General features: G+C 62.5%; 25 protein-coding genes. 14 read left to right on the top strand and 11 right to left on the bottom strand.

Annotated elements, in window-relative coordinates; genetic code table 11:
* Positions 1–10: 10 nt before the first annotated feature.
* Positions 11–1150, top strand: a complete 1140-nt coding sequence (locus tag AC1DD5_RS12235; RefSeq protein WP_477521581.1) for a serine hydrolase domain-containing protein — start codon at positions 11–13, stop codon at positions 1148–1150.
* A gap of 24 nt (positions 1151–1174) precedes the next feature.
* Here the strand turns inward: AC1DD5_RS12235 and AC1DD5_RS12230 are convergent, their stop codons facing one another.
* The 7 genes from AC1DD5_RS12230 to AC1DD5_RS12200 form a co-directional block, all read right to left on the bottom strand.
* Positions 1175–1795: an L-threonylcarbamoyladenylate synthase gene (locus AC1DD5_RS12230; protein ID WP_216925826.1), complete on the bottom strand. Its 621-nt coding sequence runs from the start codon at positions 1793–1795 to the stop codon at positions 1175–1177.
* Positions 1796–1815: 20 nt separating this feature from the next.
* A complete protein-coding gene (locus AC1DD5_RS12225) occupies positions 1816–2631 on the bottom strand; it encodes an ABC transporter permease (RefSeq protein WP_477521597.1) in 816 nt (271 codons plus the stop codon).
* A gap of 103 nt (positions 2632–2734) precedes the next feature.
* Positions 2735–3709, bottom strand: a complete 975-nt coding sequence (locus tag AC1DD5_RS12220; RefSeq protein WP_477521580.1) for an ABC transporter ATP-binding protein — start codon at positions 3707–3709, stop codon at positions 2735–2737.
* Between the two features lie 24 nt (positions 3710–3733).
* Complete coding sequence (locus tag AC1DD5_RS12215; protein WP_477521579.1) at positions 3734–4888, bottom strand: LolA family protein; 1155 nt, start codon at positions 4886–4888, stop codon at positions 3734–3736.
* 154 nt (positions 4889–5042) lie between these two features.
* Entirely contained in the window at positions 5043–6113 is a 1071-nt protein-coding gene (locus AC1DD5_RS12210; protein ID WP_477521578.1) for an SIS domain-containing protein, read from the bottom strand.
* Between the two features lie 40 nt (positions 6114–6153).
* Complete coding sequence (locus tag AC1DD5_RS12205; RefSeq protein ID WP_477521577.1) at positions 6154–7074, bottom strand: N-acetylglucosamine kinase; 921 nt, start codon at positions 7072–7074, stop codon at positions 6154–6156.
* On the bottom strand, positions 7071–7307 hold the full coding sequence (locus AC1DD5_RS12200; protein WP_477521576.1) for an MFS transporter: 237 nt from the start codon (positions 7305–7307) through the stop codon (positions 7071–7073). Before AC1DD5_RS12200 ends, AC1DD5_RS12205 begins: the two co-directional genes overlap by 4 nt.
* 99 nt (positions 7308–7406) lie before the next feature.
* Here AC1DD5_RS12200 and AC1DD5_RS12195 point away from each other — a divergent pair, with 99 nt between their 5' ends.
* The 6 genes from AC1DD5_RS12195 to AC1DD5_RS12170 all read left to right on the top strand — a co-directional run bounded on the left by AC1DD5_RS12195 (position 7407) and on the right by AC1DD5_RS12170 (position 13246).
* Complete coding sequence (locus AC1DD5_RS12195) at positions 7407–8138, top strand: GntR family transcriptional regulator (RefSeq protein WP_477521575.1); 732 nt, start codon at positions 7407–7409, stop codon at positions 8136–8138.
* A gap of 1 nt (position 8139) precedes the next feature.
* Positions 8140–8934 carry an IclR family transcriptional regulator gene (locus AC1DD5_RS12190; protein ID WP_477521574.1) on the top strand — a complete coding sequence of 265 codons (795 nt, stop codon included), beginning with the start codon at positions 8140–8142 and terminating at the stop codon, positions 8932–8934.
* Positions 8935–9107: 173 nt separating this feature from the next.
* Positions 9108–9893 carry an SDR family NAD(P)-dependent oxidoreductase gene (locus tag AC1DD5_RS12185; RefSeq protein WP_477521573.1) on the top strand — a complete coding sequence of 262 codons (786 nt, stop codon included), beginning with the start codon at positions 9108–9110 and terminating at the stop codon, positions 9891–9893.
* A 36-nt stretch (positions 9894–9929) separates the two neighbouring features.
* Positions 9930–11588: a 4-oxocyclohexanecarboxylate 2-dehydrogenase gene (gene chcC1 / locus AC1DD5_RS12180; protein ID WP_477521572.1), complete on the top strand. Its 1659-nt coding sequence runs from the start codon at positions 9930–9932 to the stop codon at positions 11586–11588.
* Positions 11585–11875: a Dabb family protein gene (locus tag AC1DD5_RS12175; RefSeq protein WP_477521571.1), complete on the top strand. Its 291-nt coding sequence runs from the start codon at positions 11585–11587 to the stop codon at positions 11873–11875. Before chcC1 ends, AC1DD5_RS12175 begins: the two co-directional genes overlap by 4 nt.
* Before the next feature lie 30 nt (positions 11876–11905).
* Positions 11906–13246 (top strand): MFS transporter, encoded by a 1341-nt coding sequence (locus AC1DD5_RS12170; RefSeq protein WP_477521570.1) that lies wholly within the window; start codon positions 11906–11908, stop codon positions 13244–13246.
* Here AC1DD5_RS12170 and AC1DD5_RS12165 read toward each other — a convergent pair.
* The 3 genes from AC1DD5_RS12165 to kynA are packed head-to-tail and all read right to left on the bottom strand — an operon-like array spanning position 13233 to position 16237.
* Positions 13233–14096 (bottom strand): PaaX family transcriptional regulator, encoded by an 864-nt coding sequence (locus AC1DD5_RS12165; protein ID WP_477521569.1) that lies wholly within the window; start codon positions 14094–14096, stop codon positions 13233–13235. The genes AC1DD5_RS12170 and AC1DD5_RS12165 overlap by 14 nt on opposite strands.
* Positions 14093–15331 carry a kynureninase gene (kynU, locus tag AC1DD5_RS12160; RefSeq protein ID WP_477521568.1) on the bottom strand — a complete coding sequence of 413 codons (1239 nt, stop codon included), beginning with the start codon at positions 15329–15331 and terminating at the stop codon, positions 14093–14095. The genes AC1DD5_RS12165 and kynU overlap by 4 nt, the downstream gene beginning before the upstream one ends.
* Before the next feature lie 36 nt (positions 15332–15367).
* Positions 15368–16237, bottom strand: a complete 870-nt coding sequence (kynA, locus tag AC1DD5_RS12155; protein WP_477521567.1) for a tryptophan 2,3-dioxygenase — start codon at positions 16235–16237, stop codon at positions 15368–15370.
* A 131-nt stretch (positions 16238–16368) separates the two neighbouring features.
* Here kynA and AC1DD5_RS12150 point away from each other — a divergent pair, with 131 nt between their 5' ends.
* The 6 genes from AC1DD5_RS12150 to AC1DD5_RS12125 all read left to right on the top strand — a co-directional run bounded on the left by AC1DD5_RS12150 (position 16369) and on the right by AC1DD5_RS12125 (position 21045).
* A complete protein-coding gene (locus tag AC1DD5_RS12150; protein ID WP_477521566.1) occupies positions 16369–16875 on the top strand; it encodes an HAD domain-containing protein in 507 nt (168 codons plus the stop codon).
* Between the two features lie 179 nt (positions 16876–17054).
* A complete protein-coding gene (locus AC1DD5_RS12145) occupies positions 17055–18260 on the top strand; it encodes an inorganic phosphate transporter (RefSeq protein ID WP_442015498.1) in 1206 nt (401 codons plus the stop codon).
* Entirely contained in the window at positions 18257–18478 is a 222-nt protein-coding gene (locus tag AC1DD5_RS12140) for a hypothetical protein (RefSeq protein ID WP_442005417.1), read from the top strand. The genes AC1DD5_RS12145 and AC1DD5_RS12140 overlap by 4 nt, the downstream gene beginning before the upstream one ends.
* A 92-nt stretch (positions 18479–18570) precedes the next feature.
* Positions 18571–19560 (top strand): hypothetical protein, encoded by a 990-nt coding sequence (locus tag AC1DD5_RS12135; RefSeq protein ID WP_477521565.1) that lies wholly within the window; start codon positions 18571–18573, stop codon positions 19558–19560.
* Positions 19557–20486: a hypothetical protein gene (locus tag AC1DD5_RS12130; protein ID WP_477521564.1), complete on the top strand. Its 930-nt coding sequence runs from the start codon at positions 19557–19559 to the stop codon at positions 20484–20486. Before AC1DD5_RS12135 ends, AC1DD5_RS12130 begins: the two co-directional genes overlap by 4 nt.
* A gap of 13 nt (positions 20487–20499) precedes the next feature.
* Positions 20500–21045 (top strand): dihydrofolate reductase family protein, encoded by a 546-nt coding sequence (locus AC1DD5_RS12125; protein ID WP_477521563.1) that lies wholly within the window; start codon positions 20500–20502, stop codon positions 21043–21045.
* Positions 21046–21086: 41 nt separating this feature from the next.
* Here AC1DD5_RS12125 and AC1DD5_RS12120 read toward each other — a convergent pair whose 3' ends face one another.
* Complete coding sequence (locus AC1DD5_RS12120; RefSeq protein WP_442005413.1) at positions 21087–21551, bottom strand: hotdog fold thioesterase; 465 nt, start codon at positions 21549–21551, stop codon at positions 21087–21089.
* Between the two features lie 160 nt (positions 21552–21711).
* Between AC1DD5_RS12120 and polA the strand changes: the two genes are divergently transcribed.
* Positions 21712–24354, top strand: a complete 2643-nt coding sequence (gene polA, locus AC1DD5_RS12115; RefSeq protein ID WP_477521596.1) for a DNA polymerase I — start codon at positions 21712–21714, stop codon at positions 24352–24354.
* Positions 24355–24397 lie beyond the last annotated feature (43 nt).

Below are 24397 nucleotides of genomic sequence, written 5' to 3'. Positions count from 1 at the left end.
AGGAGCAAGCATGCATCCAGGTTCACGCACGGGAATTGTGACCGCAGCGCTTGCGTGCGGACTGTTCCTCGCTGGCTGCACGGGCGAACCGCAGCCCAACCCGCTTCCGCCGCCACCCGTGACAAGCTCGACGTCGGTCCCTCCCACAGTGCCCACGCCGCCATCCGGGAGGGCACAGTCCACGACGGCATCACCCTCACCACCAACAACACCCGCCTTTGCCGAGCTGCAGGCAGCATTGGAACTCTTCAGCCGGGAGATGCTCCAGAACGGTGCCCCCGCGGTGCTGATAGAGGCCAGGGCCGACCAACAAGTGTGGAGGCACGCGGCGGGTGTCAGGAGCCTTCACGGAGGTGCTCCTGTGCAGGCGGACGATCCGATCCGGGTGGGCGGGCTTACACGGACGATGGTGGCCGTTTCCGTGTTGAAGCTGGTCGAAGAAGGCCGGCTGGTACTTGAGGATTCGATCGCCAAATATCTGCCGGGGATCGACGTCCTCCTGCCGGCAGAGCCGGAGTCTGTGACAGTCCGGCAATTGCTGGGCCACACGGCAGGGACTCCCTATGCCAGCGGACTTTCGGATTATGCAGTCCTCGGCTTTTTGGTGGAGCGGCTCCGGGGCGCTCCACTGGGCGCGGTCCTGCGGACGGAAATCCTGGATCCCTTGAATCTGCACTCAACCATGCTGTTGGACGAGGGCCCCCTTTCAAACACCCTGGTCCATGGTTATGCAGTGGTGGGGGGTGAAACAGTGGACGTCACGCGTACCGTGCAGCAAGGCGGCCCGGCTTCCGACGGCTTGATCGCGAGTGTTACCGACATTAACGCCTTCTACGCAGCGTTGCTCAAGGGGCGGCTGCTCTTACCAGAGAGCCTGGTGGAGATGAAGGGTTCGGTTTTCGCCGATTACGGATTGGGCCTGGACCACTGGAAGGACAGGTGTACCAACGGCTTCTATTACGGCCACTCAGGTGACGTACCTGGCTATGCCACCATCTCCATCAGCAGTGCTGATGGGAACCGTCAGCTCACCATTTCCTTGGCCTACCCGCCGTCGCCCCTGTCTACGCAACCTTCGGCCATCGCTTTGGAACTGACAGGACTCGCCCAGGTCGCTTTGAACGCGAGTTGCCGTTTCCAGTTCCGCTGATCGCGGTTCGCCCCCGCTGGGACCCTATTCGAACCGTGAAGGATCGCCCGTTCCGCGCCGAACTACTTCTGCCGTGCCGCTGGAGAAATCGATCACCGTGGTGGGCTCCGAACCTGTATCGCCGGAATCGATCACGGCGTCCACTTCGTTGTCCAGCCGCTCCTTGATTTCCCAGCCCTGAGTGAGGGGCTCTTCCTGGTCGGGCAGCAGGAGCGTGCTGGAAAGCAAGGGTTCACCGAGCTCCGCCAAGAGCGCCTGAACCACTTTATGATCCGGGATGCGTACTCCCACTGTCTTCTTTTTCGGGTGGAGCAGGCGCTTGGGAACCTCGCGCGTGGCCGGAAGGATGAAGGTGTAGCTGCCTGGGGTGACGGCCTTGATGCTGCGGAAGACATCGTTATCGATCATCACGAACTGCCCCATTTGGGCGAAATCCTTGCAGACCAGAGTGAAGTGGTGTTTATCGTCCAACTGCCGGATAGTCCGGATACGATCCAAGGCTTCCCTGTTGCCGATCTGGGCACCCAGTGCGTAGCAGGAGTCGGTGGGGTAGGCGATCAGCCCGCCGCTTTGGAGCATATTAACCACTTGGCCGATGGCGCGTGGTTGGGGATCTTCAGGGTGCACGTCAAAGAATCTGGCCATGCAGAGAGCCTACGTCAAAGCTAGGACAGGATGTCTTTGGTGGAGAACTTCCCGTAGGCCAGCGCGCCGCAGACGGCGATATAACCGGCTTGGAGCAGCGCGTTCTCGCCAAACGATGTCCAGGAGATCGGTTGCCGGAGGAGGTCGGCGAAGCCCAGCCAGTGGTGGCTGAACAGCCAGGGATGCAGCCAATCGAGTTGTGGCAGGTTATCCAGGACCTGCGATACCACCGAGAGGACGATGGTCGCCGCCATCGCCCCTACGGGGACATCCGTGAAGGTCGAAATGAGCAGCCCAATCGCAGACAATCCCAGGAGCGAGACGGTGATGTAGGCAGCAATCAGCAAGGATCGCAATACAGACTCGCCTACCCCGATCGTGTCCCCTGAAAGTAGCGTCACGGGACCGATAGGGAAGAACACGACGCCGGCCAGAGCACCTGCCGCTGCGACGGTGGCCGTTGCGGCACAGCAGAAAGCGACGGCACCGGCGTACTTGATCAAGAGCAGGCGGATACGCCCCGCCGGTGCCAGGAGCAGATAGCGCAACGTTCCAAGGTTGGCCTCTCCGGCGATGGTGTCTCCTGCCACCACTCCGATGGTGAGGGGGAGGAACAGCGGGACACAAACCACCAGGGCTGTCACAGCAACAAAGAGGCCATTCTGGGTGATGCGATCCAAGAATAATGGCCCGCGACCGGGTGTCGCTGGCCGGGACGAGAGCTTGACGGCAAGGGCAATCAGGATCGGAACGGCGGCGAGGGCCACCAGCATTGCCCAGGTCCGGAGACGACGGAACAGCACGGATAGCTCCGAGCCAAGCAGCGCCCACCCCATCCCGGGATGGACAGCATTGTCATTGGAAGTAGCAGTTGTACCAGTAGTAGGAGTCGCTCCAGCAGTTTCAGCGGTCCCAGCAGTTTCAAGAGTGTCACCAGTTTCAGCCGACAACGTCGAACCCCTCTCCGGTCAAGGACACGAAGCGCTCCTCCAGGCTTGCGTTCTCCACAGTGAAGCCCCTGACCCTGACGCCATCGGCCACCAATGCGGCAACGATCTCTTCAGGCTTAACGCCGTCCAGCCCGTTTCCCTGGACCACCTCGCGGCCAGGCGCTTCGCCGGGTACCAGACCCAACCGGGCCAGAACACGGGCAGCACGTTCGACGTCGGGCGTTCGCACCAGGACGTGCGCTTGCCCTACAGAGCGCAGCTCATCCAGCGGTCCTTGGGCTACCAGCCGTCCGGCACTCATCACGCCCACATGGGTGCACATCTGTTCCACCTCGGCCAGGAGGTGGCTGGAAACGAAGACGGTGGTCCCGCCGGCGGCAAGGGAGCGCACCAGGCTTCGCACCTCCCGGGTACCTTGGGGGTCCAGCCCGTTGGTTGGTTCGTCGAGCACCAGCAGTTCCCGCGGCCGGAGCATGGCGTTGGCCAGCCCGAGGCGCTGTTTCATGCCCAGTGAGTAGGCACGTACCTTCTTCCCCGCTGCATGGCTGAGGCCTACGCGGTCCAACGCTTCGTCGACGCGCTGGCGTCGGGTGGAAGAGGATGCATGGCGATCAGCGGAGTCCAACCGCAGCAGATTGGCCGCTCCGGAAAGAAACGGGTAGAAGCCCGGGCCCTCCACCAGCGCGCCGACCTCGGGCAACACCGAGGCCAATTGCTGCGGCATCTCCCTGCCCAGAACCCGTATTTCACCGCTGTTCGCTGAAGCGAGCCCCAGCAAGACCCGGATGGTGGTGGTCTTTCCCGAACCGTTGGGCCCCAGGAAACCGAACACCGCACCACGGGGGACCGCAAGGTCAATGCCATCCACCGCGGAACGGTGCCCAAAGCGCTTCACCAGGCCATGGGTTTCTATGGCAAGGTCAATCGATTGAGCGCCGGGAGCAGTTTCACGGATCTCCGTCACAGGCTGCCGATCATGGGGTGCCGATCATGGTGCCGTCGCGGCTGATTCCAGCCGGTCCAACGGCACCAATCCCGCAAACACGCGGCCGTCGTCGAGAATGAGGACGCTCACCAAGGAGGTAGTCAAGGCTCGTCCGCCACTCACGGGTTGCAGGGCCTGGGCGAGTAGCGGGTTCGAGGTGAGTTCCGCGGGCGCCGTTCCAGCGGGCAAGCCGATCACGGTGTCCCACCCTTCACCGGTCACTGAAGGGCTGGGGTGGGGGAGCATCGGAGTGGCTGATCCCTCAGGAGTTGGAACAACAGCATCCGGGGTCGGAGCCGGCTCAGTGGTAGCTGGCTCATTGGGGCTTGGGACGGGAGCATCCGGTGCCGGGGCAGCAGGACCTTCCATCGCAGGCGGCACCGGCTTCTCCGTGACAGTGGCACCGGCAGGAGGAGTGAAATTGAACAAAGCCGCGTCTGGAGCGGTGAGGTTTATTTCGGTATAGGCAAGGGAGTACGCCGGCTCCGGCTGGCCCTTCGCGCGGACCTCGACGCCCAGCGGCAAACCGGTTTCGGAGTCGACGTCGATCGACACCGAAGCAACCAAGGTTCCGTCACTGCGCGGCACCAGGCTCAGCCGGTACGCGCTGCGACCCGCCACCGTGGACGCATCTCCCACCGTTACTTTGGTGCTGGAATCAATGGCTGACAAGAAGTGACTGGCCATCGCCTCCGGAGTGGGAATGTCAGGACGGGCTGTTTCGCTTGGCCCGGATCCTCTCCGCTCAGCCTTTGACGGCACAGGGACGCTCAAGTGCGTTGCGCTGTTGTCCGCGGAGTTGTAGAACCAGGCATCGCCGCCATTGACCACAAAGTCACGTTCGGCCATCCGGTCCAGGATCTGCAGCCTGGCCTTGAAGGGCCCGTCCAGATAGACCCGCGCTGTGTGCGAGCCCGTGAGCAGCTCAAGTGCCGACGTGGCTCCGGGCACGATTCCCGGGCCAGCCGTGGGAACTTCAGGCAGCCCCAACTCCGCAGTTTGCACCACAGTGCCGGATAACGCCCGCACCTCGGTACGGGCTATCATCGCCAGGATCTCGTCGGCCGTTTTAGGCGGCAGGGAGACAGTTGCGCCGGCCTGGACGGAGCCAATAAGCGCCGCCAGTGCCAATGCAAGGGGAATCAGGAGAGCTGGCAACCACCGCTGCCTGGCCCGCGCCATTGCTACCGACCACCACACGTGAGAGGCATGAATCCAGACTACTCCCGTTACCTGAACGGATCATCGGTCCGCTGGGCTGGATGCGGCGTGCACATCCAGCCACGCACCGGTGCGCACCAGGTTGCTGCGTCTACCAGGTTTCGGTGACCTTCAGCAGGCCCCGCGGCGCATCCGGATCATTGCCGCGCTCCACCGACAACTGCAACGCCAGTCGCTGGAGGGGCAGGATCTGCAGGATAGGAGAAAGCTCCTCGGGAACGCCCGCAGGCAAAGGAAGCACCAAACTGCCTGGAAGGGCGGCAGCGGGATCGCCCACCACGCACACGTGCGCCCCCCGGTCCGCAAGTCTGTCCAGGACCGGGCGCATCGCCGCACCTCCGATTCCCTCTGGCACAACGGCAATCACCGGGTGCTGGGAGTCGATCATCGCGAACGGGCCGTGCAGGAGGTCCGCGCCAGAGAATGCCTGGGCAGGAAGATACGAGGTCTCCATGAGCTTCAAGGCACCCTCCCTCGCCGTCGGGTAGGAATAGCCACGACCGGTAGTGATGATCCGGTCAGCAAAGCGGTAACCACCAGCGACCTCCAGCACCGTGTCGTCGGCAAGGACCGAAGCGGCCCACTCTGGAAGACCCGCGGCGTCGGCGAACGTCCCATCACGCCACGCATCAACCAACAACCACAGGGCCAGAAGCTGCGCCGTGTAGCTCTTGGTAGCAGCAACTGCAGTTTCGCTGCCCGCCCGAATATCCAGGTGATGCTCCGCCGCCCCAGCCAGCGCGGACTCCGGCGAGTTTGTCACCGCAACAGTGAGGGCGCCCAGGCGGCGAGCTGCCGCCGTCGACTCCACCAGGTCCGGTGAGCCGCCGGACTGGCTAACCGCCAACCACAGCACGCCCTCCAGTTGGGGCTTGGCGCCATAGGCGGTGAGGGTCGACGGCGACGCGAGGCCAACCGGCAGCCCCAAGCTGATTTCAATGAGGTACTTCGCGTACAAAGCCGCATGGTCACTCGTGCCGCGGGCGGCCAGCAGGACAAACCGAGGGCTCGCCTTCTTGATGATGTCCGCCATCGCCACGAACTGGTGGCGACCCGAGTCCAGGAGTCCGGCAAGAACCCGGGGCTGCTCGCCGATCTCATGGGCCATCTTCAGGCCGGGAGTATGGTTCGAGACGTCTGGGGAGGTAGGAGTGATCGTCATGGTTCCTGTCTGTTGCTCGAAGGGGCAAAATCTCTGGGAGTCAGGGCTGGATCAGCTGCCGTGCGAGCTTTACGGCCCCGTGCACCGGCGCCTGGCTCTGGATCCTGATCAGCGACGGATCCTCCACGGCAACCTTGCGGGCAACAGCGCCCGCCAACTGCTGTTGATTGACCAGAAGGCCGCCAGCCATCACCAACGGCAGGTCCAATCCGAGCTCGCCCAGTACTTGCCTCGCCAACGTGGCCAGAGAATGTGCCGCTTCGGCTTGAATCCGCAACGCAGCAGGATCACCCTCAACTGCAAGGTCCAGGACCAGCGGGGCAAGGCCCGCCCAATGGTCCGGCTCGGGCTTGGCATAGAACAGATCCATGAGCTGCAGCGCGTCCGCGCTCGCCGTCGCAGCCAAGAGTGCGCTGACCATGGTGCCGGGTTCCAGCCCCGCGTAATACTCCCGCAGGGCCTCCCGGACCGCGTCACGCACCACGGAGTATCCTCCGCCTTCATCGCCGAGCAAGTAGCCGTAGCCGCCGCTGCGCGCTTCCCGTCCTTCCCGGTTCCGGCCCCAAGCTACCGAGCCGGTGCCTGCGACCAGGACCGCTCCGGCGTCGAGGTCTGCTGCGGCGAGGATGATGCGGGTGTCATGGACCACCTCAATCCTGGCGCCGGGAAAATACCCTGTAAGTAAAGCACTCAGGACTGCCCTGCTGGCAGGAGTATCAGCCCCCGCGGCGCCTGCGCAAACCGCCTCGACACCGTCACCGACGGCAACCGCGATCCGCCGCAGCACGGCATCGGCTCCCTGATGCCCCACTGAGGACAGGTTGGCGCTCGCCTCGGTGATCTCCAGAGGTGCCTCGCTTGCCTGCGCGCCCTGGCTCGAGTCCGAGTCCGAGTGCACATCCGAACGGACAGCATGCGTCTTGGAACCTCCGATATGAAGGCCCAACACCGCCGGCGTCACCGGGCAACCGCCAGTTCGGTGTTTTCCTGTGGAGGGACCTGGCCGGCTGCCACAGGCTCCGGCCACTTCCCACCGTTTTCCCAGTACTGCTGTATTTCCTCCAAGGGGCGGCCCTTCGTCTCGGGAGCGAACTTGCGGACAAACATAAAGCCGAGAATAGCCAGAACACCGAACACTGCGAAGGTACCTGCACCACCCAATCGCTGGAGCATGGTCAGGAAGAAGGCTGCCACCAGGACATTGGCACCTATCGCTTTCGGAGTTTCTCTGCAATTGGTTTAGACCAACGTGCACAAGATTGGCATAGACCAATGACGTTGTCTACAAGTAGGATGTCCAATATGTCCTCCAATGCCACGCCGGCAATGCCCAAGTACTACCTCCTCAAGACCGAGCTGCTTGCCTCGATCGCCGGAGAGCAGCCGGGCACGCTCATTCCAACGGAGCGGGCGCTGGCTGAGAAGTACAAGACTTCCCGCACCACCGTTCGGCAGGCCATTAGCGAGCTGGTTGCAGAAGGGAAACTGGGCCGCATCCAAGGGCACGGCACCTTTGTGGCGCCGCCAAAGATCACCCACGTGCGGCAGCTCACCTCCTTCTCCGACGACGCGAAGAACCAAGGCCTTCGGCCCGACTCGCAGCTTCTGTCCCTTGCAACAGCAAAGGCGGACATCGACGTCGCGGCGCACATGGGGCTCGACGACGGCGCTGTTGTCACCCGGCTTGAGCGAATCCGGTTAATCGACGGCGAACCGCTGGCCCACGAGATCGCCTACCTCCCAGGCAAGCTGCCGCGGTTCAAGGCAAACCTCGAGAAGGCCGGTTCGCTCTATACAGCCCTGGCCGACATGTACGGCATCCACATCTCCGACGTTGAGGACACCGTGGAAACAGCACTTGCCGGGCCCGAGGACGTCCGGCTCCTCGGGATTGAAATGGGGGCGCCGTTGCTGGTGGTCCACCGCCTGGCACGGGACGCTGCAGGCGTCCCCGTCGAGTGGACGCGCAGCACTTTTCGCGGCGACCGCTTCCGGTTCGTCTCACGCGTGAAGTCCGGCTCCTGAAATGGCCAACTCGCAATCGGGCGAATCCGTCATCCGCCGCGTCGTTCGCTTGGTGGGAGCTTTCGACGACGGACACCGGACCATGAGTGTGGCAGGTCTTGCCCGCCGGTCCGGGCTCCCCGTCACCACCACGTATCGTTTGGTCGATGAACTGCTCGCGGAGGGGCTGCTGGAAAGGGAAACCAACAGCGAGGTTCGCATAGGTACGCGGCTCTGGGAACTCGTTTCCAGAAGTTCACGGATGGTCGGCCTTCGTGAAGCTGCGCTGCCGTTCATGGAGGACGTCCAGTCGGTGGTGCAGCATTCAACAACTCTGGGAATACTGGATTCGGATGAAGTCCTGTACATCGAGCGGATCGGCTCCAGGGATTCCATGGTGGATATCACGAAGGTCGCAGGGCGCCTTCCGGTGCACGGGACTTCCTCCGGCCTGGTCTTGTTGGCCCATTCTCCGGCGGCATACCAGGACCTCTTCCTGTCACGGCCATTGGAAAAGTTCACGGATGCGACGCTCACCGATCCGGCTGAACTGCGCCGCCATCTGGCAAGCATCCGCCAACGGGGCTTCGCGTCCATGCCCGGTATCATCGTCCCGGAGTCCAGTGGCATCGCCGTCCCCGTCTTTGACCGCTCCAATACAGTGGTGGCAGCCCTTAGCGTCGTTGTACCGCGGAATGAAGAAAATGCCGCCATCCGCGTGCCTGTGTTGATGACAGCGGCCCGCGGCATCTCACGTGCTTTAGGGTGGCGCGGCGAACTAAAACGAACCTTGCGGCAGAGCAACGGCAATATCTGATTCCCGTTCATCGGTAACGTTGTGTTCCCACTCACAGGTCGCTGGAAGAGTGGAGTTCAAGCAGGGCAGCTCGCCCGGCAACCACAATTTTCAGCCCCAACGGGCTATTCCGTGCTGCCCTGCGTCGAATCGATGGTTGAGCAGCCGCAATCCCGCGGCAGGAGGAGTTGTTCATGGAGACTGCAGCGCATTCAGTTCCAGAAGGGACGGCACGCCGCGTGGCCGGCAAGGTAGCCGTGGTCACGGGCGGCAGGGGTGACCTGGGCAGCGCAACAGCCCGTTTGCTGGCGGACCACGGGGCAGTGGTCGCCAGCCTGGACCGGGCAGGAACGGGCAGCGGGCCCGGGCACCGGGGAGTTGAGGAGTACGACGTCGATGTCACCGATGAATCGAGCGTCGCGGAGGCTGTCCGGCAAGTAAACACAGACCTCGGCACTCCGGACGTCCTGGTCAACGCTGCCGGCATCATCGGACCAGCGGGAGCCAGCCACACTGCAACCCTTGAAGATTTCAACGTCATTTTTGACGTCAATGTCAAAGGCGTATGGCTGATGACCAAGTATGTCGTCCCGGGGATGATCCACAAGAAGTCGGGAAGCATCATCAACTTCTCCTCCATCCACGGAATCACCGGTGGACGCAATGTCCCGCTTTATCACGCCACCAAAGGTGCTGTCCGGCTCCTGAGCAAGTCCGATGCGGCAGCCTACGGCATTCACGGTATCCGGGTGAACTCCATCCACCCGGGTTCCATGAACACCAGGATGAGCCAACGCTCGGCTGAGCAGTCCGATATCGGCCCCGAGGCCTACTACAAGCAGCTCGTGGGCGGAAACCCGCTACCGCGCCAGGGCGAACCGGACGAAATTGCCTACGGAGTCCTCTATCTCGCCTCCGATGAATCCCGTTTCACCACCGGCTCTGAGCTTGTCATCGACGGCGGCTATACAGCTGTCTGACGTTCACGCACCACCGTTTTTCAGAGAGGCATGATCATGAAATTCCTGAACGGCACACGTTCCGATACCTATGACGTCGTAGTGGTTGGTTCCGGCGCAGGCGCTTTGACCGCAGCCGCGACTGCCGCACGCGCCGGCAAGTCCGTCGTCGTGCTTGAAAAGACCCAACTGTTGGGCGGTACGTCCGCAGTGTCCGGCGGCATGCTGTGGGTGGCTGACAACCACCATGCCCGTGCGGCCGGGCTCAGCGATTCCAAGAACGACGCCGCCCGCTACGTCCGGGCCGTCGCGCGGGGCCGAGGCAGGGAAGAACTGCTGGATGCCGCGTTGAACCACGGGGACGCGATGCTCCGGTTCACCGAGGACGAGTGCGGACTACGTTTCATCTTCCTGGAGAACTTTCCGGACTATCGTCAGGATCTCCCCGGATCCGTCACAGGCGGCAGGACAGTTGAACCTGAGCTCTTCAACATCCGTGAAGCACTTGGCGGGCTGGCAGAGCATGTCCGCTCCGACGGCCGGGCACCTTTCACCATGCAGGAATACGAAACGTGGGGTGCTTTCACCAAATTTCCTTGGGAGAAGCTCAGCCAGCGGCAAGAGGACGGCCTCGTGGCCAAGGGCCAGGCCCTCATCGCGATGTTGCTGGCCAGCTTGGTCCGCGACGGTGCCTCGTTGGTGGTCGGTGCCCGCGGTGATCGACTGTTGCACGACGACGGCAGGGTAGTGGGCGTCAGGCTCGAGTCGGGTGAGGCTTTCCACGCTAATGACGGCGTTGTCCTGGCCACCGGCGGTTTCGAATGGGACAAGGCCTTGGCGGACTCGCTCCTGGCATCGCGCTTGTACATCATGTGCTCGCCCCCTTCGAATACGGGAGACGGACTCAGGATGGCCCAGCGGATCGGGGCACAAACCCGCGGGACCCGGGAGGCGTGGTGGGCTCCCATGTCCATCACGGGGGATACCCGGGATGGCGCACCCATTGGCACACTGCTCCGGTTCGAACGGCAGGGGCCAGGCTCGCTCATGGTGAACCGCCACGGGCGACGGTTCGCCAACGAGGCCCAAAACTACAACGACCTCGCCCGATGCTTGCAGTCCTGGGATTCGCCCAACAACCAGACGTTGAACACCCCTGCACACGTGGTGTTCGATCACAGTTACCTGGAGCGGTACGGTGTGCTGGCGCACCGGGCGGGCCAGCCGACGCCGGACTACCTGATCGAGGCTCCCACGCTGGTGGAACTGGCCGGAAAGATCGGCGTCCCTGCGGAGAATCTGGCAGCCACGGTCCAACGCTTCAACGAATTCGCAGTCAAAGGCGAAGACCCTGACTTCGGTCGTGGCGAAAGCGCCTACGACAAGTACTGGGGCGACGACGACTGCCCGTGGCCCAACCCCTCCTTGGGGCCTTTGCAAACTGGTCCGTTCTACGCCATGGAGGTAGTCAACGGTGCCTTCGGCAGCAACGGAGGCGTAGCCACTGACGGTCTCGCCCGGGTTCTGGACGTGGACGGGCAACCCATCTCCGGGCTGTTCGCTGCCGGAAACACCACGGAAAATGCTTACGCTGCCGGCTACCCCGGAGCGGGCGCAACCCTGGGCCCCATCATGACCATGGGATACCTGGCGGGCAGGACTCTTGCGAACCAAACGGCAGAATATGAAGGTCTCCCGGCCGAGGTAGCCTCATGATCCGCCATACGGTCTTGTTCAAGTTCAAACCTGACTTCCCAGCGCTGGACAAAGCCACCTGGATCGAAGGCCTTGACCGGATGGCCGGCAATGTTCCTGGGCTATTGACACTCACCCACGGCCCGGACATCCTCCAGCACGGGCGTTCCTTCGACTACGCCATTGTGGCCGATTTCAACGCCGTTGAAGACATCGAGGTCTACAACACCCACCCCTTGCATGAGCCTCTGAAGAAGTACTCGTTCCCCAACAGCGAGCAGATCATCGCCGTTGATTTTCAGTTGTAAGCCCGATCTGCCATTCAAAGGAGAATCGCTATGTTAAGCACCACCCGGCAGCCCCAAGCGCTGCGTAAGACCCCACGAAAAGCCGCACTCGCCTCTTTTCTGGGAAGCACCCTGGAGTACTACGACTTCTTCATCTACGGTTCGGCTGCCGCCCTGGTTTTCGGCCCGTTGTTCTTTCCGTCCGAGGACCCTGCAATGGGACTCATCGGGGCATTCGCTACCTTTGGAGTCGCGTATGTTGCCCGCCCGGTAGGCGGCATGGTCATGGGACACTTCGGCGACAAGCTGGGCCGGAAGAAGGTCCTGCTCATCACCCTGGGGGTGATGGGCACCGCGTCCCTGGGCATCGGTTTCCTGCCCAACTACAGCCAGATCGGCATTTGGGCGCCAATCCTGCTGGTGATTGGTCGGCTGGCACAAGGCTTCTCGGCCGGTGGGGAATCAGCGGGCGCCTCTACCCTGACCTTGGAACACTCCCCGGAGGGCCGCCGTGGCTTCTTCACCAGTTTTGTGATGACCGGCTACGCCTCCGGAATGGTCCTCGCAACGCTCGTGTTCATCCCAATAGCTGCGTTGCCCACTGAAGCACTCATGAGCTGGGGTTGGCGCATTCCATTCTGGTTGTCCATCGTGGTCCTGGCCATCGCCTACTGGGTGCGCACACATTTGGACGAGACGCCGGTATTCGAGGAAGCAAAGGACCGCCAAGCGGTAGCACCGATGCCGATCCGCGAGGTCCTGCGCTTCCAGTCCGGGGACGTGATCAGGGTAGTGGGCATGTCCATCATGTCCGTCATGCAAACCATATTCACGGTGTTTGGCCTCTCCTACGCCACAGGATCGGCGGGCTTTGACAAAGCATCGATCCTGACGGTGAACGCCGTAGCTATTGGATTGTCGATGTTCGTGATGCCTTTGGCTGCGAAGCTCTCTGACAGAGTGGGGCGCAGGCCGCTTCTCCTGACGGCTGCCCTCGGCTGCTCGGTCACGATCTTCGCCTATTTCGCCGCGTTGTCCACCGGCAACATCATGCTGGTCTTTGCTGCAGCATTTGCCAACATGACGCTGCTCTATTCCTGCTTCAACGGCATCTGGCCAGCCTACTTCGCCGAGCTGTTCGCCTCACCGGTCCGTTATTCCGGCATGGCTTTGGGAAACCAGCTTGGTTTGGTGGTCGCTGGATTTGGACCGTTGATCGCCGGACTCCTCCTGGGTAAGGGCCACGACGGCTGGCTACCTGTCGCGGGCTTCGCGGTCCTCTGCATGCTCATCGCAGCAGTGGCAGCTTTCTTCTCCCGCGAAACGGCAAGAACGCCCATTGACGAGCTCGGCTCGCCGTACTGGCTTGGGGTGGCCGCTAGGAAACAGTAACCATCGCGCTTCCCTCCAAGGTGCGGCGCACGAACTCCGCGCTTGGTTCCGCGTAGGCCTCCACAATCCGTTTGAACAACGCAGTGCCTTCGGCCCCGGGCCAGTCTTCAGGCAGGAATGTGCCGGGCAGCCCGGGGTCGAGGTACGGGATGATCCGCCAGCGGTCGATGCATTGGACGTACCTGGCAAAGGCCCCCTGGGTCGCTTCGATCCCGTCGCTGTCCGGTTCAGGCACCGCGGCGCCGTGCTCCCGGATGAAATCCTTGTGCAGCTCCGCCACCGAATCCAAATCCCACCAAGCTGACGCAGCGTCCTGGAGGGTGCCGCCCACCAGTGGGGTTTGCGTGACGAAGAGGGTTGCCATCCCTCGGAGTCCGAGGTCGGCAAGGATTTCCTCCACCTCGCCGCGAAGGGTATCCGGGCAAATCCACAAGCCGGCGGCCACAGTCCCGCACCCAATCCAGTGGAGCCTTCGCCGCAACTGATGGCGCTTCTCCCGCTCGGTCTCCGGAATCGAAAAGGACACCAGGCACCATGGATCGGACGGTGACATGCTGATGGGGTTGTAAATGCGGCGGTCGCCGCGGGCCAGCATGGTGGCCGCTCCCTCGGTCAGGGTGAATCCGGGTATCCCGTCGCGTGTCTCCTGCAGCACCACGTCCTTCTTCCGGAGGCGGCCCAGGGCCGTCCGGGTCACTGTCCCGGATGTGCCCAGGGCCTCCATGAGGACGACGATGTCCTTGGCCGACATCCATCCGCCGGCTTCCCGCAAGTACAAGCCGATGACTGTTCGCAGCAACGATGTGGTACTCCCGGGACGGGAGTCCATATCGTCAAGGACGGCACTCACAGCAGTTCGGCGAGGGCGTCGCGGATAGCGGTCACTCCCAGCTCAACCTCGGCGTAGCTCGTGCTCAAGGGAGACAGGCCGATGCGCAGACCATGCGGGGGACGGAAGTCAGGGATGACGCCCTGCTCCCACAGTTTGGCTGTGACGTCGGCAAAGAGCGGGTGGTCCACCGTGATGTGCGAGCCACGCTCGGCAGCATCGCGGGGGCTCACGATTTCCACGCCAAGTGGCACCAGGAGTTCTTCGGCGAGGGCAATCGCGTACTCCGTTAGTTTGACGGACTTCTCCCGGACCGCATCCATGCCCACGGAGGCGATCAGTTCCACCATGTCCTTGATTGGCTGCATGGCAAGAACCGGAGGAGTACCCGTGATGAACCGGCGGATTCCCTCTGCGGGGCGGTAGGAATCCGTCATGCCAAACGGATTGTCCGCCCCCATCCAGCCCCAAATTGGCTGCTGGAGCACGTCCTGCCGTGAGGCGTTGACATATGCGAACGCGGGGGAGCCCGGACCACCGTTGAGGTACTTGTAGGTGCAGCCGACGGCCAGGTCAACGTCCCAAGCATCAAGTTCCAACGGCACGGAACCTACGGAATGGCACAGGTCCCAGAGCATGAGGGCACCGGCAGCATGTACTTTGCCGGTGATTGCCTTCGCGTCTGCAAGGAACCCCGAGCGGTAAGCCACATGGCTAAGAACCACGACGGCGGTCCGCTCGCCCAGGAGCCCGTCGAGATCCGCGGCACGGACACCGCTGGAGGGGTTGGCCGCGATCCATTTGATGCTTGCCCCACGTTCTTTGGCGATCCCTTCGATGATGAAGCGGTCCGTGGGGAAGTTGTCGCGGTCAATGATGATCTCGTCACGCCCTGGCTGGGCATCTACGGCTGCCCGAATCAGCTTGTAGAGCATGACCGACGTCGAGTCGCCCACAGTGACCTGCCCCGGCGCCGCACCAAGCGCCACTTCGCCAATGCGGTCGCCCACGCGAGTAGGCTCATCCATCCATTGTTCGTCCCAGCCGCGGATCAGGCGGCTGCCCCAGGCGTCTTGCACAAACGACTGCAGGCTGGCAGCAGTTACCTTCAACGGGCGTCCGAGTGAGTTGCCGTCCAGATAAGAGGTGAGCTGCCCGGCGTCAGGCGTGTAGAAGGCCTCACGCTGGGCGGCGAGCGGATCTTCGGCGTCCAGCTCGGCCGACGTTGGCCATTGGGTCTGCTGAGCGGTAGTCATGGTTCCCTCCTGGGGAGTGGTGGGCCGGGTATTTGCTTAGTTGCCGATCTCAGTACGGACGGCGTACAGCTCGGGGAAGAAGGTGAGATCAAGGGCGCGCTTGAGGAAGTCGACACCTGAGGAGCCGCCGGTGCCCACCTTGAACCCGATGGTCCGCTGGACCGTACGCAGGTGGCGGAACCGCCAGGCCTGGAAGTTGTCTTCGATGTCCACGAGGTCTTCACAGGCCTCGTACAGCCCCCATTGGGTATCGTCCGATTCGTAGATCTTCTGGAAGACGGGGACCAGATCCTTGCGGAAGGTCCAGGGCTCGCTGGTGTCCCGTTCAAGGATGTCTGCCGGAATGTCATATCCGGCGCGGGCGAGCACCGCCAGGAAGGCGTCATACAGCGTGGGCTCTTCCAGCAGCCTGCTGAGCAGGGCATGTGCATCGGGGTCGCTTTCGAAGACCCTCAGCATTCCACGGTTCTTGTTGCCCAGCAGGAATTCAACGCCACGGTATTGGTACGACTGGAAGCCCGAGGAACTGCCCAGGAAGCCGCGGAACTGAGCATACTCGCGAGGCGTGAGCGTACCCAGGACCGACCACTGTTCGGTCATGGTGCGCTGGATGGCCTTGACGCGGGCGATGCACTTGAGTGCCTTGCCAAGATTGTCAAGGTCAAAGAGCCTGCGGGCTTCCAGCAGCTCATGAAGGACCAGCTTGAGCCAAAGCTCGCTGGTCTGGTGCTGGATGATGAACAGCAGTTCGTCGTGGTGCTCCGGCTGGCTGAGCGGATGCTGGGAGCTGAGCAGGTGGTCCAGGTCCAGGTAGCCGCCATAGGACATCGCATGCCGGAAATCGGTGCGGACAGAGTCTTCAATGTGGCGGACACTTTGGGGGGAATGGACTGGGGGCTTTTCCATACCTTCGAGATTATCACTTCCATGACGAACGTCAAGAGAATGATTTGGTTTGTATGTTCTTCCCCTGAAGTTCTCCGCCGTACCGTACGCTGGGCTTGATACACCGGAACCTGGGGGAAGGGAGGACGGCCATGGCCTCCAACATGCCGGTGTCCATATATTTGGACGTCGACGGCGTGGTGAACCCGTTCGGACCCCAAGGCGTCACTGATTGGGGCGGCGAGTGGAAAATCGCCGACGCCGGCATCCTTGACGTCGCGTTCGCGCCGGAGGCAGTGGCCGAACTGAACGAGATCTCGCAGCATCCCCTCGCCCGTTTTGTTTGGCTTACCACCTGGGAACGCCTTGCCCCGGAGTTCCTCTGCCCTGCCATTGGATTGAAGGGCGAGGACTGGCCTGTCCTCTCCAGCCAGGGCTGGGACCAAAGCCCGGAATGGTGGAAACTCGGCGCGCTCCAGAAGGACCTGGCCGCGATTGGGGCTGAGCGCTTCGTATGGCTGGACGACCAACTTGGCCAGGAGTCAGACGCCCGTTCCTGGGCCGAATACCACCAGGACCGTGTGCTTTGCATCTCACCGGATCCGCGTAAGGGGCTCTCCCGCAGCGATCTTGCCGCGGTCCGGACCTTCCTCGGTTGACCGAAGCGCTGGTGCATGTTTGTCGGCTCGGTGGTTGGCACGTAGGATTCTAAAGGTTTCAAGCCCGCCGGATAGAGTGCGGCAAGTCCAGTCAGTTGAACATTGGCTGAACTATGCTGTGCATGGCAGGTACGGGGAAGTGGAACTGCTGAACGTCGACTCTGCAGATTGGGCAACAGGTGGAAATCACCTTCATGGTCGCGCTTGTCATAGCGTTGGCCCTATTCTTTGACTTCACCAACGGCTTTCACGACACAGCCAATGCGATGGCTACGCCTATCGCTACGGGGGCGATCAAGCCCAAGACGGCGGTTGCCCTCGCTGCCGTGCTCAACCTTGTTGGGGCGTTCCTATCAACTGAAGTAGCAAAAACCATTTCCGGTGGACTCATCCGGGAAGGCTCGGACGGTATCCACATCACGCCGGACATCATCTTTGCCGGCCTGATGGGTGCAATCCTCTGGAACATGGTCACCTGGCTCAAGGGCCTGCCCTCCAGTTCCTCCCACGCACTGTTCGGCGGCCTCATCGGCGCCGCCGTGGTGGGTATCGGAGTACACTCCATCAACTTTGAAACAGTGCTGCAGAAGGTGATCCTGCCAGCTGTCTTCGCACCACTCATCGCCGGCGCCGTGGCATACCTTTGCACGCGCCTGGCCTATGCGCTGACGTCCCGCCATGACCCGGAAACGGGCGACAAGCTCACGCAGAAACGCGGCGGTTTCCGGACCGGCCAGATCTTCACTTCCAGCCTCGTTGCCCTCGCGCACGGCACCAATGATGCCCAGAAGACCATGGGCATCATCACCCTGGTTCTCATCGCAGCAGGTACGCAGGCGCCGGGATCCGGTCCCCAGTTCTGGGTCGTGACCGCTTGTGCCCTGGCCATCGCTATTGGTACGTACGCCGGCGGATGGCGCATCATCCGCACCATGGGTTCGGGCTTGACCGAAGTGAAGCCTGCTCAAGGATTCTCGGCGGAGACCAGCACGGCCTCCGCCATCCTGGCTTCTTCCCATTTGGGGTTCGCGCTCTCCACCACGCAGGTCGCCTCCGGCTCGGTCATTGGCTCCGGCTTAGGCCGAAAGGGCACCTCCGTGCGCTGGGGCACTGCGGGCAAGATCGCTTTGGGTTGGCTGTTTACCCTGCCGGCGTCGGCCATCGTGGGCGGACTTACCGCTCTGCTGGTGAACATCGGCGTCGTGGGCGTGGTCATTGCCGCCGTCGTAGGTAGCGCCGCCGTGGTCTTCATGTTTGTTGCGTCGCGCAAATCGCATGTCGGCCACCACAACGCAGTGGAAGTCGAAGAGGCCGGCCACGCCGTGAAGTTCAGCAAGAAGAAGAAAACCCGAAAGTCCGTCAACAACAAGGATGTGCAGCGATGAAGTGGCTGGAATTGCTTCAGGTTGCCGGCGTCACGCTCGTTGCTGCCGTGACACTGGTGGTCCTTTACTCCCTGGGAGTACGCCTCACCGCAATTGCAGGTGACGCCCAGCAGAAGTCGCCTGGACTCATCCGTTCCCTGGCCGTCGTATGTTTCGGCGTTTGCGGACTGGCCGTGCTGTTCGGCATCTACTTGATCGTGCCCTACTTCGGAAAGTAACGGCTTCTCTGGCAGCAAAGTCCTTTCGGGAGAATAATCAGCAGTGAAGTTACATCACTGCGTGATTGTGATCCGGCAGATGTGGGGCTGTCATGAAGTGCCATTCCCGAAGCCATCTCATCGGACTGGCGCTGGTTCCGGTCCTGATGCTGGCACTTTCTGCCTGCGTTCCCAACGCTGCCTCACCAGGTAGTCCTTCTCCCAATCCGGCACCTCCCGTCACCACCGCAACAGCACCAGCGGTTCCCACCGCCGTCGATCCCACTGCCGGGCAGCCCGCTGGTCCGGCCGGACCTGGAGCACCACAAGCAGAAGCGCCCGTGGTGCGCTGGGTACCCATTGGACCGGTGGGCCCCAACGATCCCACCTCGGGTCAGCGGTATCTCCTGCTGCAGCAATTCCAATGCGATGCCCTCGCCCAGAACCTGGAAGGTGCGGAAGATGCTGCCGTGTGGCAGGCCGGCGCCGCTGTCTGCAAGGCACTGCAAAGCGGTGCCCAGCAGGACTGGCAGCGGGCTTCGAACGCCGTTGCAGCAACACCGCGCATACCGCAGACCCAGTGTCTTGAGTTCACGGTGGCCGCAACGTCAGCCTCTGCGATCGCCCAACACCGCAGCAACCCGGGAGTCCCACTAAAGCCTCAGACCGCCCCGGGTGAAGCTTGTCCTCGGCACTTGAGCGGCCTCACGGTGGTAGACAACGACCTGAGGCCAGTGGCCGGCACAGCACGTGCCTCCGACCCCCGAACAGGCGGAACTGTCGTCAGGCTGGATGGCTATTACGTCAGGGTTGGGGACATCCTGTTCGACGGCGTCCCGGCCTCTCCCGAAATAGTTGCCGGCGGCGGGGATTACGAAACGCTATACCTGAGGATGCCGCCGTCTGACGGCCGCGACTCCGTCCGCATTTCCATCACGGACACCGTGGACATCAGCGGAACAGTGACGTTCTTCTATGAAGATTCCACGCCCACCAGCACGGGCCCGGGTGGAACGCCTGGAACCCGGCCAAGTGATGGACCCACGCAGAGCGGCCCGCCAACCATTCCTTCCTTTGGTGCCTCCCCAACGGCAACTCCATGAGCGTCCCCCAGGAGCCCGCTGCCTCACAGGAGCCCGCTGCGTCACAAGAAGCCGAGGAGCGGAGCCTGGTCAACAACCGCTGGCAGCGGACCCTGGACGTCCTCTCCGTCATTGGTCCGCCCCTCACCGTGGCCACGGCGTTGTTGGTCTACTTCGGCTGGGCGCGTACGGATGCCCAGGCGAAAGCCATGGGCCTGGACGTCAGCCTGTTCGGTTATACCGTGCAGGACTTTATCCTGCGGAGTATCCAGTCGCTCTTTCAGCCGTTGGCCTGGCTCGTGGTGATCGGGTTGTTGTGGCTCATGGTGGATAGGCTGGTTTCCCGACTCCTGGGCGCCGCACGCTACCGGACACTTCTGCGAAGAGCCGCCCTGGTAGTGCTGGTTCTTGGCTTCGCCTACGCGGCCGTGATGTGGGTGGCGATCGTGACCCAGCCGGAACGGATCCTGCTCTATGCGCCGTTCCTCATCGCGGCCGGCCTACTTGTGGGGGCTTGGGGACTGAGCGTGCGCCGGCGGGCCGCCGATCCGGCCCAACGGGGACTCCGCGCCGCCACTCCGCGCTCGCTCGAGAGATCCCTGGTGTTTGTCCTGGTCACCCTGCTTCTCTTCTGGGGTACCTCTGATTACGCGCAAGCCCTTGGGCGGGGCGCAGCCATCGATTACCAGGAACGGTCCAGTCTGCTTCCAACAGCCGTGGTGTACAGCAAGGAGCGGTTGGCCGTGACAGCGCCCAACGTCCATGAGGAGTCAGCTGGTACAGATGCCGTGCCGCTGTACCGGTACACAGGCCTGAGACTGCTGGTGGTCAGCGGCGGAAGAATCTTTCTACTGAACGACGGATGGACGCTTGCCCAGGGCCGGGTGGTGGTACTCCGCGATGATGGCAGTGTGCGTGTGGAGTATGGGAACGCCAACGCCAACTGACTAGTCTGGGGCCATGTCGATCTTCCAGTACTACGTTGCCTCCACCGTCGACGGCTTCATTGCTTCTCCGGACGACGACCTCGGCTGGCTCCTGCAATTCGACCAGGTTGAAGGCGTGAGCGGCAGCTATGAGTCCTTCTTCGCAGGGGTGGGTTGTATCGCCATGGGCGGCGAGACCTACCGTTGGCTCATGGAGCACGAGCCCGGCAAGTGGCCGTACCCCGACACCCCCTGTTGGGTGTTCACCCACCATGAATATTCGGCTCCGGCCGGTTCGAACGTCACGTTCGTCCGTGGGGATGTGCGCGAGTTCGCCCCGGACCTCCTCGCCGACGCCGGAGACAAGAACGTCTGGCTGGTGGGCGGCGGGGACCTGGTAGCCCAGTTCGCCAACGCCGGATTGCTCCACGAGATGATCGTCACCATCATCCCCGTTGTGCTCGGCGCCGGTAAGCGGCTGCTGCCGCTCAAGGGTCCGACGGCGCCACTTGAGTTGCTGTCCTCGCGCATCCTTGCCGGGGCCGCGGCTGAACTGCATTACCGCATGCCGCCGCAGTAGCTCTTTGGGCCGCGGTAGCTGGTTGGTCAGTAGCTGGTTGGTCAGTGGCGGTTGTTGCGGATCATGTTGGTAATCCGGGCAGTTGAAAGCCTCCGGCCTTTTTCGTCTGTGATAACGATCTCGTGCGTGGCCAACGTCCCGCCCAGGTGGATCGCCGTACACGTGCCGGTTACCGTTCCGCTGGCGATGGAGCGGTGATGCGTCGCGCCGACTTCGATTCCCACAGCGTGCCGCCCTCTGCCGGCGTGAAGCGACGCGGCAAATGAGCCCAGGGTTTCCGCCAGGACCACGTGGGCTCCGCCGTGAAGGATGCCGGCTACTTGCGTGTTCCCTTCCACAGGCATGGTTGCCACAGTGCGTTCGGCACTGAGCTCGGTAAACCGAATACCCATTTTCACCACAAGGGAGCCAACGCCATGCCCGGAAAGCCACTCATGGAACTCTTCGGGCACACCTGCCTCGTTCAGCTCGTCGACAAACCGGTTCGGCGTGAAATTGTCCATCATGCCAACTAGGCTGGCACCTGTGAGTGAAACAACCAAACCGGACCAGGTTCCAACGGCCCAAGCTGCTGCCATTGCAACAGCACCCAGCCCCTCTTCCACCGCTTCACCCAGCACCACGGGGGAGGGCCGGCCCAGGTTGCTGGTCCTGGATGGCCATTCGATGGCTTTCCGGGCCTTCTACGCCCTCCCCGCTGAAAACTTCTCTACTGCCAGAGGCCAGTACACCAACGCCGTGCATGGGTTCACCTCCATGCTCATCAACCTGATCAAGGACCAGAAGCCCACGCACGTCGCCGTAGCGTTTGATGTCTCTGACGACACCACCTTCCGCAAGGCCGAGTACAGCGAGTACAAGGGCGGCCGTAACGCGACGCCCGCGGAGTTCCAGGGCCAGATCGCCCTCATCGCGAGGGTTATGGAGGCGTGGGGAATCAAGACCATTGCTCTGCCCGGCTACGAAGCTGATGACATCCTGGCCACCCTTGCGGCCCAGGCGGATGCCGCCGGCTTTGAGGTCCTCCTGGTCTCCGGGGACAGGGACTCCTTCCAGCTCATCAACGACAACGTTTTTGTGCTCTATCCCAAGCAGGGCGTGAGCAACATCCCCAAACTGGATGCTGCGGCCATTGAAGAGAAGTACTTCGTCAAGCCCGCGTTGTATTCGGACCTGGCTGCCCTCGTGGGCGAATCGGCGGACAACCTTCCGGGCGTACCGGGCGTGGGCCCAAAGACTGCCGCCAAGTGGATCAACCTCTACGGTGGCCTGGAAGGCATCCTGGAGAACCTGGACGCCATCGGTGGCAAGGTGGGCGGAGCTCTCAAGGAGAACCTTGAGAACGTCAAACGGAACCGCAGGCTGAACCAGCTGCTGACAGACCTCGAACTGCCCGTCAGGCTGGAGGACCTCCACGAGCCGCGCCCCGACCGCCAGGCCATCGAGGAACTGTTCGAGGAGCTGGAATTTCGTACGCTCCGCCCCCGGCTCTTCGATCTCTACGGCGACGACACCACCGGTGCTGCCCCGGACACCATCGAAGCCCCTGAGTTTGCTACACTCCAGGGCGCCGCTGAGCTTGAGGCCTTCTTCGGCGCCGGTTCCGGCACTCGTTCCGCGATAGCCATCCAGCCTGTCCAGGGCCGTATCGGCGAGGATGCCAGCGCGTTGGCTGTGGTCCGGAACAATGGCGCTGCCTACATCGAGCTCAGCGGGCTGGATTCAGCAGCCGAGTCGGCGCTGGCCAGCTGGCTCCGGGACCCTGAAGAAGCCAAGGTGGTGCACGAGTTCAAGGCCGCGCTCAAGGCCCTGCACAACCGTGGCCTGGGCTTGGAAGGCGTTGTGGATGACACGTCGATTTCCGGATACCTGATCCAGCCGGACCGCCGCAGCTACGACCTCCCGGAGCTCGCCCAGGTCCACCTCAAGATCTCCTTGGGCGTTGTGACCGCATCCGCCGGGCAGTTGGAGCTGGACTTCACCGGAGGCAGCGACCAAGCCGCGGCCGCAGCCCTCGTCCAGCAGGCCGCCGTCGTGCATGCCCTCAGCAAGCACTTCGAAACGGAACTTGCCGGTATCAAAGCCGACGCCCTGCTGACCACGCTGGAGCTTCCGGTGTCCCGCGTCCTGGCGCAGATGGAACTGACCGGTATCTACGTCTCCACGGATCGCATGGACGAACAGCTTGCGGACCTCACCAAGGTGATCGAGAACGCCCAGGAACAGGCGTTTGCGGCAATCGGTCATGAGGTAAACCTGGGATCACCCAAGCAGCTCCAGACCGTCCTGTTCGAGGAACTTGGACTTCCCAAGACCAAGAAGATCAAGTCCGGCTACACCACCGACGCCGCATCCCTGAAGGGCTTGCTGGAAAAGACCGGCCACGAGTTCCTGGTGCAGCTCATGGCCCACCGCGAATCCTCAAAGCTCGCCCAGATGGTGGAAACCCTCAAGAAGTCCGTTGCGGATGACGGGCGTATCCACACCACCTACGCGCAGAACATCGCCGCCACGGGCAGGATCTCCTCAAACAACCCCAACCTGCAAAATATCCCGGTGCGCAGTGAAGAAGGCCGCCGGGTCCGCGGGATCTTCGTGGTCAGCGAGGGGTATGAATGCCTTCTGTCTGCTGACTACTCACAGATTGAAATGCGCATCATGGCCCACCTCTCCGGTGACGAGGCGCTGATCCAGGCCTACAGGGATGGCGAGGACCTGCACCGCTTCGTGGGCTCGCGGATCTTCAATGTCCCTCCTGCCGAGGTCACCAGCGCGATGCGCTCCAAGGTGAAGGCGATGTCCTACGGCCTGGCTTACGGGCTGACCTCGTTTGGCCTCTCAAAGCAGCTGGAGATTTCGGTGGATGAGGCCAGGACGCTGATGAAGGACTACTTCGATCGCTTCGGCGGTGTGCGTGACTATCTCAGGGGCGTTGTGGATCAGGCGAGGGTGGACGGTTACACGGCCACCATTGAAGGTCGCCGCCGTTACCTCCCGGACCTCACCAGCACCAATCGTCAGGCCCGGGAAGCAGCCGAGCGCATTGCGCTTAATTCGCCCATCCAGGGTTCCGCCGCCGACCTCATCAAGCGGGCAATGCTGGGCGTCTCAGCCGAACTTGCGAGCCAGGGCTTGAAATCGCGGATGCTCCTCCAGGTCCACGACGAACTCGTCCTCGAGGTCGCCCCGGGAGAGCGCGACGCCGTCGAAAAACTGGTCGTAGAGCAAATGGGGACTGCTGCTGAGCTGTCTGTCCCTTTGGACGTCCAGCTCGGCGTAGGGTCCAGCTGGTACGAGGCCGGCCACTAGTAGCCCGCACGTTCGAAAGGATCGCCGGAGGGCGCGCCGCCTT

The sequence above is a fragment of the Paenarthrobacter sp. 10L420 genome, from assembly GCF_056395385.1.
Note: the sequence above shows the minus strand (reverse complement) of the source record. Positions and strands in the feature narration are given on the sequence as shown.

Excerpts from the sequence above, each read along its gene's own strand:
- AC1DD5_RS12230 (WP_216925826.1), bottom strand. The coding sequence starts at position 1,795 with ATGGCCAGATTCTTTGACGTGCACCCTGAAGATCCCCAACCACGCGCC.
- polA (WP_477521596.1), top strand. The coding sequence starts at position 21,712 with ATGGCTTTCCGGGCCTTCTACGCCCTCCCCGCTGAAAACTTCTCTACT.
- AC1DD5_RS12125 (WP_477521563.1), top strand. The coding sequence starts at position 20,500 with ATGTCGATCTTCCAGTACTACGTTGCCTCCACCGTCGACGGCTTCATT.
- AC1DD5_RS12190 (WP_477521574.1), top strand. The coding sequence starts at position 8,140 with ATGGCCAACTCGCAATCGGGCGAATCCGTCATCCGCCGCGTCGTTCGC.
- kynU (WP_477521568.1), bottom strand. The coding sequence starts at position 15,331 with ATGACTACCGCTCAGCAGACCCAATGGCCAACGTCGGCCGAGCTGGAC.
- AC1DD5_RS12175 (WP_477521571.1), top strand. The coding sequence starts at position 11,585 with ATGATCCGCCATACGGTCTTGTTCAAGTTCAAACCTGACTTCCCAGCG.
- AC1DD5_RS12120 (WP_442005413.1), bottom strand. The coding sequence starts at position 21,551 with ATGATGGACAATTTCACGCCGAACCGGTTTGTCGACGAGCTGAACGAG.
- AC1DD5_RS12235 (WP_477521581.1), top strand. The coding sequence starts at position 11 with ATGCATCCAGGTTCACGCACGGGAATTGTGACCGCAGCGCTTGCGTGC.
- AC1DD5_RS12130 (WP_477521564.1), top strand. The coding sequence starts at position 19,557 with ATGAGCGTCCCCCAGGAGCCCGCTGCCTCACAGGAGCCCGCTGCGTCA.
- AC1DD5_RS12170 (WP_477521570.1), top strand. The coding sequence starts at position 11,906 with ATGTTAAGCACCACCCGGCAGCCCCAAGCGCTGCGTAAGACCCCACGA.
- chcC1 (WP_477521572.1), top strand. The coding sequence starts at position 9,930 with ATGAAATTCCTGAACGGCACACGTTCCGATACCTATGACGTCGTAGTG.
- AC1DD5_RS12225 (WP_477521597.1), bottom strand. The coding sequence starts at position 2,631 with ATGGGGTGGGCGCTGCTTGGCTCGGAGCTATCCGTGCTGTTCCGTCGT.
- AC1DD5_RS12210 (WP_477521578.1), bottom strand. The coding sequence starts at position 6,113 with ATGACGATCACTCCTACCTCCCCAGACGTCTCGAACCATACTCCCGGC.
- AC1DD5_RS12150 (WP_477521566.1), top strand. The coding sequence starts at position 16,369 with ATGGCCTCCAACATGCCGGTGTCCATATATTTGGACGTCGACGGCGTG.
- AC1DD5_RS12195 (WP_477521575.1), top strand. The coding sequence starts at position 7,407 with ATGTCCAATATGTCCTCCAATGCCACGCCGGCAATGCCCAAGTACTAC.
- AC1DD5_RS12140 (WP_442005417.1), top strand. The coding sequence starts at position 18,257 with ATGAAGTGGCTGGAATTGCTTCAGGTTGCCGGCGTCACGCTCGTTGCT.
- AC1DD5_RS12135 (WP_477521565.1), top strand. The coding sequence starts at position 18,571 with ATGAAGTGCCATTCCCGAAGCCATCTCATCGGACTGGCGCTGGTTCCG.
- kynA (WP_477521567.1), bottom strand. The coding sequence starts at position 16,237 with ATGGAAAAGCCCCCAGTCCATTCCCCCCAAAGTGTCCGCCACATTGAA.
- AC1DD5_RS12185 (WP_477521573.1), top strand. The coding sequence starts at position 9,108 with ATGGAGACTGCAGCGCATTCAGTTCCAGAAGGGACGGCACGCCGCGTG.